The organism is Mesorhizobium sp. STM 4661, assembly GCF_000359125.1.
Classification (GTDB): domain Bacteria; phylum Pseudomonadota; class Alphaproteobacteria; order Rhizobiales; family Rhizobiaceae; genus Mesorhizobium.
Genome location: NZ_CAAF010000063.1, coordinates 131877 through 143117, shown reverse-complemented (window position 1 = coordinate 143117; position 11241 = coordinate 131877). Strand labels below are relative to the sequence as shown.

Genomic DNA, 11241 nt, shown 5'->3' with positions numbered 1-11241 from the left:
AGGCGACGGGTCGATCAAGCGGCCTGCAGCGCCAGCTCGATGGCCACCGGCACATGGTCGGAGGGTTTTTCCCAGGCGCGCACATGCTTTTCGATCGAGGCTGAGGAAAAGCGGTTGGCGGCTTCCGGCGACAGCAGCAGGTGATCGATGCGGATGCCGTTGTTCTTTTGCCAGGCGCCGGCCTGATAGTCCCAGAACGTGTAAGTGTCCGGCGCGTCGGTGACCGCGCGCACGGCTTCGGTGAAGCCGAGGTTAGTCAGCCGGCGGAAGGCTTGCCGCGTCCGCGGCTGGAACAGCGCGTCGCCCAGCCAGTTCTCCGGGAATCTGGCGTCGATCGGTTCGGGAATGACATTGTAGTCGCCGGCCAGCACCAGCGCCTCTTCGAGCAGAAGCCTCTGCTCGGCCCAGCGTTCAAGCCGCGCCATCCAGGACAGCTTGTAAGGAAACTTCTTCTCGTCATCGATCGGATTGCCGTTCGGCAGATAGAGCGAGGCGACGCGCAAACTTCCCTTGTCGGTCGAGAATACGCCCTCGATAAAGCGTGCCTGCTCGTCGGCGTCGTCGCCGGGCAGGCCTCTGATAACCTCGTCGAAGCGCAGTTTCGACAGGATGGCGACGCCATTGAAACCCTTCTGGCCATGGGTTTCGACATTGTAGCCGAGCGCCTCGACCTCGGCGCGCGGAAATTGCTCGTCGACCGTCTTGATCTCCTGCAGGCAGGCGATGTCAGGCGCGCTTTCGCTCAGCCAATGGGTGAGATTGCCGAGGCGGGCGCGGACGCCGTTGATGTTCCAGGTGACGATCTTCATGACGGCCTCATTGCTGTTGCGGCTTCTGGCGTTCGACGAGGCCGATCGTATTGCCTGCCGGGTCCTTTAGGAAGGCCATCCATTCGCTTTCCCCCGCCGCGCCGAACAGGCCTTCGGTGTCGCGGTGGACAAGCATTGGCGGCGCGGTAAAGGGAACGCCGGCGGCCTTTGCCGAGGCGTGGAAATCTTCAAGGCCGGCTATGTCGAGATAGACGGTGCCGGCCGGCACGCCGTCGGTGAACAGCAAGCGCACGTTGCCGGCCATGATGAAAGCGATGCCGGGCGGATCGAAGCGCGCATGCAGTCCCATGCCAAGCACGTCGCGCCAGAACGCCAGCGTCGCATCGAGATCGCGTCCGGCCGAAAGCGCGACCTGACGGACCGCGCCGATGGTGGGCATGACCTAGATGGAGAAACTGGTGCCGCAGCCGCAGGAGGCGACCGCATTCGGATTCCTGATCTGGAACGACTGGCCCATCAGGTCGTCGACGAAATCGATCACCGAGCCGCCCATATAGACCAGCGAGAGGTCGTCGATCAGCACGGTGGCGCCGTCCTTCTCGATGGCGACGTCGTCATCGTTGCGCGTGTCGACCAGGTCGAACTTGTAGGAAAAGCCGGAACAGCCGCCACCTTCGACCGAAACGCGCAGCGCCGTCTTGCCGGCTTCGCCGGAGACGATCTTGGCGATCCTCCTGGCGGCGGCGTCGGTCATCTCGACCTTCATGGCAGTCTTGGCATCAGCGCCCATGGCCGTCACCTTGCTTTCGGTTTCACATGATAGGTATGAAGCGCGAGGGGGCAAGTCAACTGCGGCTTTGGCCATGATGAATGAGTTAGGGCCATGATGAATGAGTTGGGGCCATGACGAATGAGTTGGGCGACATCGGATTCGGCTATCGGCCGCGCGCGGCCTATGCCTGCGATCCGGCCAAGTCGCGCGGGCGGCTGTTCGACGAGGTGGAAAGCCCGACCCGCACGCCGTTCCAGCGCGACCGCGACCGCATCATCCATTCGACGGCCTTTCGCCGGCTGAAGCACAAGACGCAGGTGTTCGTCGCGCATGAGGGCGACCACTACCGCACTCGGCTGACGCATTCGATCGAGGTGGCGCAGATTGCACGCGCCCTGGCGCGGGCGTTGCGCGGCGACGAGGATCTGGCCGAGGCCGTGGCGCTGGTGCACGATTTCGGCCACACGCCCTTCGGCCATACCGGCGAAGAGGCGTTGAACGAGAAGATGGCCGATTGGGGCGGCTTCGACCACAATGCGCAATCGCTGCGCGTGGTGACGCGGCTGGAGCGGCGCTACGCCGAATTCGACGGGCTGAACCTTACCTGGGAAACGCTTGAGGGCCTGGTCAAGCATAACGGGCCATTGACCGATGCCCAGGGGAAGGGCCTGAAAGGCCCGGTTCCGCAGGCGATCCGCGATTATTCAGAGTTGCACGACCTCGAACTCGACCGCTTCGCCGGCATCGAGGCGCAGTGCGCGGCGATCGCCGACGACATCGCCTACAACACCCATGACATCGACGATGGCCTGAGATCCGGTTTCCTGACGCTGGATATGCTGGAAAAGATCTCGTTGCCCGGGTCGATCCTGGAGGGCGTGCGCCAGCGCTATCCGGCGCTGGACGATGTGAGGACGGGGCACGAACTCATGCGCCGGCAGATCACGATGATGGTCGAGGACGTCATCGTGTCGACAAATGCAAACCTTGCGCGCATCGAGCCCGACAGCGCCGAGGCGGTGAGGGCGGCAGGCGAGACGATGGTGAGTTTTTCCGCCGAAATGGCCGCGCTCGAGAAGGAATTGAAGGCCTTTCTCTACAAGCATCTCTACCGGCACAGCGAGGTCATGCGCGTGCGCGCCGACGCCGAGCAGATCGTCAAGGACCTGTTCGACGTCTATTTCGCCGATCCGCGTGCCATGCCGGACGGCTGGCGCGAGGGGCTCGATCGAGCCGACGATCGCGTCAAGGCACGCAGCGTTGCCGATTTCCTGGCGGGCATGACCGATACCTACGCGCTCAAGGAACACCGCCGTTTGTTTGACCATACGCCGGATTTGAGCTAGGGCGGGCACGATTTTGCCGGCCAACGAGCCGGATTCCCTTAAAGCCGCCAGAGCCACACCAATGAATATCTTCGCCGATTTCAACGTGCGAGTCGTAAGAGCTGTCGAAGCGCTTGATCTGAAGGACAGCGAGGGCGGTTCGCCGGATCTGTCGCGCATCGCCGTCGAGCCGCCGCGCGATGCCAGCCATGGTGACCTCGCGACCAATGCGGCGATGGTGCTGGCCAAGCCGACCGGCCAGTCCCCACGCGCGCTGGCTGACAGGCTAGCGCAAGCGCTGCGGGCAGATCCCGATATCGCCGCCGCTGATGTCGCCGGTCCTGGTTTCGTCAATCTCAGGCTCAAGGATGGGTTCTGGCAGGCGCATCTGACCGCACTTCTCGGCGAAGGCCGCAATTATGGGCGTTCGACGGTCGGCGGCGGCAGGAAGGCCAATGTCGAATATGTCTCGGCCAATCCGACCGGACCCATGCATGTCGGTCATTGCCGTGGCGCCGTGGTGGGTGATGCGCTCGCCAATCTGATGGCTTTCGCCGGTTACGACGTGACCAAGGAATATGTCATCAATGATGCCGGCGCGCAGATCGACGTGCTCGGCCGCTCCACCATGCTGCGCTATCGCGAGGCGCTCGGCGACGACATCGGCGAGATTCCGGCCGGGCTCTATCCGGGTGACTATCTCATCCCGGTCGGCCAGGCGCTGGCCGGCGAATTCGGTCGCTCGCTGCTGCAGATGCCGGACGAGGAGGCGCTTGCCATCGTCAAGGATCGGACGATCGATGCGATGATGGCGATGATCCGCCAGGATCTGGCGCTGCTCAACGTGCATCACGACGTCTTCTTCTCCGAGCGCACGCTGCATGCGGACAACGCCCGCAAGATCCGCTCGGCGATCAACGACCTGACGCTGAAGGGCCATATCTACAAGGGCAAGCTGCCGCCGCCCAAGGGCGAGAAGCCGGACGATTGGGAAGATCGCGAGCAGACGCTGTTCCGCTCCACGGCGGTCGGCGACGACCTCGATCGGCCGCTGGTCAAGTCGGACGGCACCTTCACCTATTTCGCCGCGGACGTTGCCTACCTCAAGGACAAGGTCGATCGCGGCTTCGTCGAGCTGATCTATGTGCTTGGCGCCGATCACGGTGGTTACGTGAAGCGGCTGGAAGCGCTCGCCCGGGCGATCGCCGACGACAAGGTCAAGCTCACCGTGCTGCTTTGCCAGCTGGTGAGGCTTTTTCGCGACGGCGAGCCGGTGCGGATGTCGAAGCGGTCGGGCGATTTCGTGACGCTGCGCGAGGTGGTGGAGGAGGTCGGCCGCGACCCCATCCGCTTCATGATGCTCTACCGCAAGAACGACGCGCCGCTCGATTTCGACTTCGCCAAGGTGACCGAGCAGTCGAAGGACAATCCGGTGTTCTATGTGCAGTACGCTTCGGCGCGCTGCCATTCGGTGTTCCGCCAGGCGAGCGAGCAATTGGGCGAGGCCAATTTCGATCGCAATCGGCTGGCCGCCGCGACCGCCTCGCTGACCGACGTGGGCGAGATTGGCCTGATCAGGAAGCTCGCGGAATATCCGCGGCTGATTGAAGCCGCGGCCCTTGCGCTCGAGCCGCACCGGCTGGCATTCTACCTCTATGATCTCGCCTCCAGCTTCCACGGACACTGGAACCGGGGCACCGAGAATCCCGACTTACGTTTTGTTAAGGTTAACGACCGAGAATTGACGCATGCCAGACTAGGGCTGGTGCAGGCTGTTTCGGACGTTCTGACGTCCGGCCTGACGCTGATCGGGGCCGAAGCGCCCACCGAAATGCGTTAGGTTTGACTAAAAAACCTGTCACCTTTTGCCCACATTGCGCTGGTAAGGGCCAACCCTGCGCGACGTCCATGGCGTCCGAATGAGTGCGAGTTCGGGAACGATAATGGCAGACAGAACCCATCTGAGAGCAGCCGCCAACAACGATATCGCTGAGGATGATCCCTTCGCGGAATTGACCAGGATCATGGGGTTCGACCCGCGCCAGCCAGTCCGGCCACAGACACCCGCGCAGCCGAAGGCGGCTCCCGCCGGTCAGCCGGCGGACGAGGCCGATTTCGACATCGATCTCGAGAAGGAGTTGATGGGCGAATTTGGCGCTGACGACGACAACGGCGCCGCCGAGGTTCGCGAGCCGGCTTTCGCGGCCGCCGACCCGATGGACGACGAGCTTGCCGCCTCGCTCGAACAGGATTTCCTGCTGGACGACGATGCAACGGACGAAGCCGCCCATGCCGTTGCAGCAGCCGACGACATTGATCTTGGTGTTTCCGATTTATCCGCGCCGGCCGTTGAAGCTGTTTTCGATCATGATTTCGAAGATGCGATCGCCAGTTCGCTCGAAGACGTGTCGCCATTCGAAGACGATCTGGCAGTGGCCAACGATCTTGGGGGCGACCGGCGTCAGGACGATCAGCTTGCCGCCTCGCTCGAACAGGATTTCCTGCTCGATGACGATGTGACGGAAGAACCAGGCGCTGCCGCTGCCGAAGCTCTTTTGCCGACCATGCAGCCTGACCTCGACGAGGACTTCGACAATGCCATGGCAAGCTCGCTCGAAGACGAACTGATGCTGGACGCGCACGTGCCGATGGAGCGGGTCGCCGCTGCCGAAGTCCCTGCGCCGGCTGCCGAGCCCGACTTCGATGATGAATTCGACGACGCCGTCTCAAGCTCGCTCGAAGACGAGCTGATGTTGGACGAGCATGTGTCGATGGAGCAGCCCGCCGCTGTCGAAGCCGCTGCCGCGCCGGTTCAGGCCGTTTCGGACGAGTCCGACGAGGATTTCGCCGGCCATTTCGACAAGGCCATGGCCGATGTCGACATGGATTTCGACGTTCGCACGGATGAACTCGCCGAAGTTGAAGAGCCTGAAATTGACGAGCTGAAATTTGCTGGGGACGAGCCTTCCGCTGCCGCCTCGGAAAATACGTTCGACGACGATTTCGAATTGAATTTCGATGATGCGCTTGTGGACGAGACCGAAGAGCCGGTTGCACAGGCCGCCAGCGTTGCACCCCAGCCGACCGCGCCAGCCGTTGCCGCGGTCCAGCCGGCGGCCGTTGCTCCCATCGACGGCGAGCGAAGCCTGGAAGACGAGTTGAACGCGCTGCTGGGCGCCATGAGCACACGTACTGCCCCCTTGGCTGCCCCTTTGGCTGCCCCCGCGGCAGCGCCCGCGCCCAGGGAGCCGGCCATGGCTCAGCAACCTGTGGCAGCGGCTGAAAGAGCCACCGGGAAGCCGGCGGACCCTGTCAGCGAACTCGACTGGGACCTTGATGAGCATGATCCCGTGGAGCCGGCGCACCCTGACATGGTTCAGGCCGCCGACGCCGATCTCGACACGTTTCTCCTTGATGGACTCAAGGGCCAGGATTTTGCCGGCCAGGATGCCGGCGCTGAAGATGCCGCCGGATCGGAAGATGCCGATTTCGACAATGATGACCTCAATGCCGCTTTCGCCAGGGATATCGGCCTCGATCACGATGCCGCCGGCGATGACATTGCGGCTGACGCCGAGAAACAAGAGCCACATGATTCGTTCGGCTGGCGGACGACGCGCGCCACACCACCGGAGCCGGCTCGCTCGTGGAGCCGCGTGACGCCGGTCGCGTATTCGCAGCCTGCCTTCGCAAGCCAGCCAGCGCCTTCGGCGAAGCCCGCGGCCACGCCGCCACCAATGGCCGCGGAACCGCCCCGTCAGGAAGAGCCGGCCGTGACTGATACCGCCTATGCAGCACCGGCGCCGGCTGAGCAGCCTTCGGCGTATGACGAGATGCCCGATGTCGAGACCGTCGATGTGCCGGAGCGCGTTGTGGCGCTGGCGGACGATCTCGATATTCCGGAGCTCAACTTCGATGAAGACGAGCCAGCGGCGCCTGCCTATGACGATCTCGACTCCGATTTCGCCAGCCTGCTCACGGAAATGAACGCCGTGGACGTTGCTCCCGCCCCGGTGCGGAGCGCGGCATATGACGATGAATCCTACAATGCAGGGTTCAACTCGGGCTACCAGCGCGACCGCGTTGAAACGCGGACCTATGCGGCGAGGCCCGCAGAGGCGCCCGCTAGTGCGTCGGCCTATGCCGATGCGGCCGGCGGCTTCGATCTGGGCGAATTGCCTGGCGGCGGCAAGCCGGTTTCGCCGGCCGATGACTTTGCCCTGGACGAACTCGACTACGATCCCGAACTGGACGAATCGATGTCGGTTCCGGGCCTGGGCGAGCAGGACAGGCAGCCACGCAGCCGTGGCCTGCTGATTGCAGCGGTGGTCGGCGCGGTGGCGATCGCGGGGGGGCTCGGCGCCTTTGCGCTGTCGTTCGGCGGCACGGGCAGCGGCGATGCGCCGGTCATCGTCAAGGCCGACAATGCACCGATCAAGGTCAAGCCGGAAAACCCGGGCGGCACCGTCGTGCCGAACCAGGACAACAAGGTCTATGACGCGGTCGCCAAGGGCGCGAAGCCTGCCGAGCCGGTCCAGGAGAAGCTGGTCACCAACACCGAAGAGCCGGTGGATGTGACGGCCAAGGAGCCGCAGAGCCGCGTCGTCGATCTGGGCGACACCAACGCGGTCGAAGGCACCGATGCGGCCGGCGACACGCAAGCGGCCGGCGACACGCAAGCGGTCGGCGACACGCAAGCGGTCGGCGACACGCAAGCGGTCGGAAATGCCGATGTTGCCGCTGCTCCGGCACCCAAGTCCGAGGATCGTATCGCCCAGGTTCTGCAGGAGGCTGACAAGTCCGAGAATCCCGACGTTGTTGCGGTTGCGCCGCGCAAGGTGAGGACCATGGTCGTCAAGTCAGATGGCTCGCTGGTGGCGCGCGAGGATCCGGCGCCCGCGGCACCGCAGGTGGCCGCCGCCGAGCCTGTCGATCCCGAGCCGCAGCGTGTGGCCCCGTCGGCCGAGGCCGACGACGCGGCGCAGACCGGCACCGTGCCGCCCGCAACCGGCCAGACAACCGGCGACCAGGCAACTGGTGACCAGGCGAGCAACGACCAGGCCGAAACCGCCGAGCCGGAAACGGCCAAGGCGACGGCCAAGCCGGCCGCCGCGCCCAAGGCTGAAGCCAAGGCCGAATCTGCCGACACCCAATCTGGCGACACCCAGTCCGCCAACACGCCGGAAACGGTTCCGCTGGCGCCGCAGCGTCCGTCCGACCAGCCGGTCGATGTCGTCGGCGAGGTCAAGCCTGACCAGGTTGCATCCATCCCGGCGACGGCCTCGACGGGCGGCGGCTCCTGGTCGATGCAGATCGCGTCGCAGCCGACGGTCGAAAGCGCCCAGTCCAGCTATGCGGATCTGCAGCGCCGCTTTGGCAGCGTGCTGGCCGGCCGCACCGCCAACATCGTCAAGGCCGAAATCGCCGGCAAGGGGACCTTCTACCGTGTTCGCGTCCCGGCGCAGTCGCGCAACGATGCGATCAGCCTGTGCACCAGCTACAAGGCCGCCGGCGGCAATTGCTTCGTGTCGCGCTAGCTGCTCGAAAGCTCCAGTCAAAAACCGGCGCGGCCACAAACCGCGCCGTTTTTTGTGTGACCGGCGAGCCGCGCCCAAACGCATATGGCTGGATGCGATTCCATTTGTCCGCGTGAAGCCCTAAACTGACGGACATGACCGAATCAAAATCCATGATCCTCGGCTGTGCCCGGAAGTCGCTGACGCGCGATGAAATCAATTTCTATCGCAACGAATGCCCGTGGGGCTTCATTCTGTTTGCGCGCAACATCGGCGAGACAGAGCAGATCCGCGATCTGGTCGCCGCGATGCGCGATTGCATCGGGCGCCCGGACGCCCCGGTATTCATCGACCAGGAAGGCGGCCGGGTGCAGCGCCTGCGGCCGCCGCTCGCGCCGAACTATCCGGCCGGCGGCGCGCTCGGCGCGCTGTGGCGCAACGACCATGATGCCGGCACTCGCGCCGCCTGGCTGATGGCGCGGCTGCATGCTTTCGACCTGCTGCGCTACGGCATCACGGCGGACTGCCTGCCGGTGCTCGACGTGCCGATCGAAGGCGCCAGCGACGTCATCGGCGCGCGCGCCTATGGCAAGGAACCGCGCGCCGTCATCGAGCTTGGCCGCGCCGCGGCTGAAGGCTTGATGTCGGGCGGCGTGCTGCCGGTCATGAAGCATATTCCCGGGCACGGGCGGGCTTTTGCCGACACGCATTTCGAGCTGCCGACGGTCGATGCCTCGATGAGCGACTTGCAGCGGCATGATTTCGCCCCGTTCAGGGAGCTCAACCATTTGCCGATGGCGATGACGGCGCATGTCGTCTACAGCGCGATCGACCCCAAGAACCCGGCGACCACTTCCGGCAAGGTCGTCGACGAGATCATTCGCGGCGAAATCGGCTTCGACGGGCTGCTGATGAGCGACGACACGTCGATGAAGGCACTTTCTGGGGATTTCCCGACAAAGGCGGCCGCGATCCTTGCGGCGGGCTGCGATCTGGTCCTTCACTGCAACGGCGTATTCGAGGAGATGGCCGGCATTGCGTCGCGCACCACGGGGCTTGAGGGCAAGTCGCTGGAGCGTGCCAAACGGGCGCTGACCTATATAAAGGATCGCGACGCAGCTGAAGAAACCGAGATACGCGCCGAATTCGCCACGTATTTCGACGCTGTGGCCTAGCACCAAAGGGAAACGGGAAGTGGCGGAAACATTGGACTTGAAGGCCGGAAAGGCCGCACCGATGGACCACCTGTGGGCCGAGAACGACGATTCGCGGCTGACCGGCGATCCCGCGCTGGTCGTCGACGTCGCCGGTTTCGAAGGGCCGCTAGACCTTCTGCTGCATCTTGCCCGCAACCAGAAAGTCGATCTGTCGCGCATCTCGATCCTGGCGCTGGCCGAGCAATATCTGGCCTTTGTCGAGACGGTGAGGGTGCTGCGGCTCGAGCTTGCAGCCGACTATCTGGTGATGGCGGCGTGGCTGGCTTTCCTCAAGTCGAAGCTTTTGATCCCCAAGCAACCGGGCGACGACGGCGAAAGCGGCGAGGAGCTGGCGGCGGTGCTGCAATTCCGGCTGAAGCGGCTGGAAGCCATGCGCGACGCGGCGGCGCGGCTGGTCAACCGCAACCGGCTCGGCCGTGACGTGTTCGCGCGCGGCATGCCGGAAATGGTCATTGTGGAAAAACGCAACGCCTATTCGGCCTCGCTCTACGACCTGTTGACCGCCTATGCCCAGCAGCGCCAGAAGCAGGCGGTCACCAATGTGACGATCGCCAGGCGCGGTGTGTGGTCGCTCAAGGACGCGCGCGATATCCTGATCAGGCTGATCGGGTCGCTTGCCGACTGGACGGCGCTCGACAGTTTTCTGATCGAATATTTGTCCAGTCCCGAAGAACGGCGCACCGCGGTTGCCAGTTCCTTCGCCGCAACGCTGGAACTGGTGCGCGAAGGCAAGGTGGAAATGCGGCAGGACGAGGTGTTCGCACCGCTCTATCTGCGCGGCCGCGCGCAAGGCATCAAGGCAGTCGAGGTGGCATCATGAGCGAACGCGCCAACGCTTCGGTCATTCCTTTCAAGGTCGATGAAGAGACCGAGGAGGGGCTGCCTGCCGAGACACCGGCAAAGGATATAGCCCAGAACCTGCCCCAGAATCCTGGCGAGCGGCTGCATATGGCGGAAGCCGTGCGCATGGCCGAGGCGATCGTTTTCGCCAGCGCCGAGCCGGTCAGCGAAAAACAGCTTGCCGCGCGCCTGCCCGACGGCATCAACATTTCAGCGGCGATGGCCGATTTGCAGCAGATCTATGCGCGGCGCGGCGTCAATCTGGTGCGCGTGGGCGATGGCTGGGCGTTCCGCACCGCCGGCGACCTGGCCTTCCTGATGAGCCGCGATACGGTGCAGCAGAGGAAATTGTCGCGCGCGGCGCTCGAAGTGCTGGCGATCATCGCCTACCACCAGCCGGTGACGCGCGCCGAGATCGAGGATATCAGGGGCGTCGAGACCTCGAAGGGCACGCTGGATACGCTCTTGGAGACAGAATGGGTGCGCATGCGCGGCCGCCGGCGTACGCCCGGCCGTCCCGTCACCTATGGCACGACCGACATCTTCCTCGACCATTTCGCGCTGGAGGAGATCCGCGATCTTCCCGGCATGGAGGAATTGAAGGGCGCTGGATTGCTTTCCGGCCGTATGCCGTCGAATTTCTCCATTCCGCTGCCGCCCGCCGATCCGGACGCGCTCGCCGACGACGAGGATCCGCTGACCGACATCGACCTCGAGGAACTCGGCCTGTTGACGCCGCGCGTCACGGAAGATTGACTGCCGGCCTGGCGTGGCGTTCGAAATTCGCCATACTTTGGAGCA

The 11241-nt window shown here is 64.2% G+C and carries 9 protein-coding genes; 6 read left to right on the top strand and 3 right to left on the bottom strand.

The genetic code is table 11. The features are described from left to right. Window positions 1–14 precede the first annotated feature (14 nt). The 3 genes from xth to erpA are packed head-to-tail and all read right to left on the bottom strand — an operon-like array spanning window position 15 to window position 1560. The gene (xth, locus tag MESS4_RS20890; RefSeq protein WP_006335223.1) at window positions 15–809 is read right to left on the bottom strand and encodes an exodeoxyribonuclease III; all 795 of its coding nucleotides are present in this window, start codon (window positions 807–809) and stop codon (window positions 15–17) included. Window positions 810–816: 7 nt separating this feature from the next. Further along, window positions 817–1209, bottom strand: a complete 393-nt coding sequence (locus tag MESS4_RS20885; RefSeq protein ID WP_006335222.1) for a VOC family protein — start codon at window positions 1207–1209, stop codon at window positions 817–819. A 3-nt stretch (window positions 1210–1212) separates the two neighbouring features. Further along, window positions 1213–1560 (bottom strand): iron-sulfur cluster insertion protein ErpA, encoded by a 348-nt coding sequence (gene erpA / locus MESS4_RS20880; protein ID WP_006335221.1) that lies wholly within the window; start codon window positions 1558–1560, stop codon window positions 1213–1215. A 113-nt stretch (window positions 1561–1673) separates the two neighbouring features. Between erpA and MESS4_RS20875 the strand changes: the two genes are divergently transcribed. The 6 genes from MESS4_RS20875 (at window position 1674) to scpB (ending at window position 11196) form a co-directional block, all read left to right on the top strand. Beyond that, window positions 1674–2888, top strand: a complete 1215-nt coding sequence (locus MESS4_RS20875; protein ID WP_006335219.1) for a deoxyguanosinetriphosphate triphosphohydrolase — start codon at window positions 1674–1676, stop codon at window positions 2886–2888. Window positions 2889–2949: 61 nt separating this feature from the next. After that, window positions 2950–4707 carry an arginine--tRNA ligase gene (gene argS, locus MESS4_RS20870; RefSeq protein WP_006335218.1) on the top strand — a complete coding sequence of 586 codons (1758 nt, stop codon included), beginning with the start codon at window positions 2950–2952 and terminating at the stop codon, window positions 4705–4707. A 103-nt stretch (window positions 4708–4810) separates the two neighbouring features. Next, window positions 4811–8404, top strand: coding sequence for an SPOR domain-containing protein (locus MESS4_RS20865; RefSeq protein ID WP_006335217.1), 3594 nt, complete (start codon window positions 4811–4813; stop codon window positions 8402–8404). 134 nt (window positions 8405–8538) lie between these two features. Beyond that, a complete protein-coding gene (gene nagZ, locus MESS4_RS20860; protein WP_036241767.1) occupies window positions 8539–9558 on the top strand; it encodes a beta-N-acetylhexosaminidase in 1020 nt (339 codons plus the stop codon). A gap of 61 nt (window positions 9559–9619) precedes the next feature. Beyond that, window positions 9620–10420 (top strand): ScpA family protein, encoded by an 801-nt coding sequence (locus tag MESS4_RS20855; protein WP_051070905.1) that lies wholly within the window; start codon window positions 9620–9622, stop codon window positions 10418–10420. Beyond that, entirely contained in the window at window positions 10417–11196 is a 780-nt protein-coding gene (gene scpB / locus MESS4_RS20850) for an SMC-Scp complex subunit ScpB (protein WP_006335214.1), read from the top strand. Before MESS4_RS20855 ends, scpB begins: the two co-directional genes overlap by 4 nt. Window positions 11197–11241 lie beyond the last annotated feature (45 nt).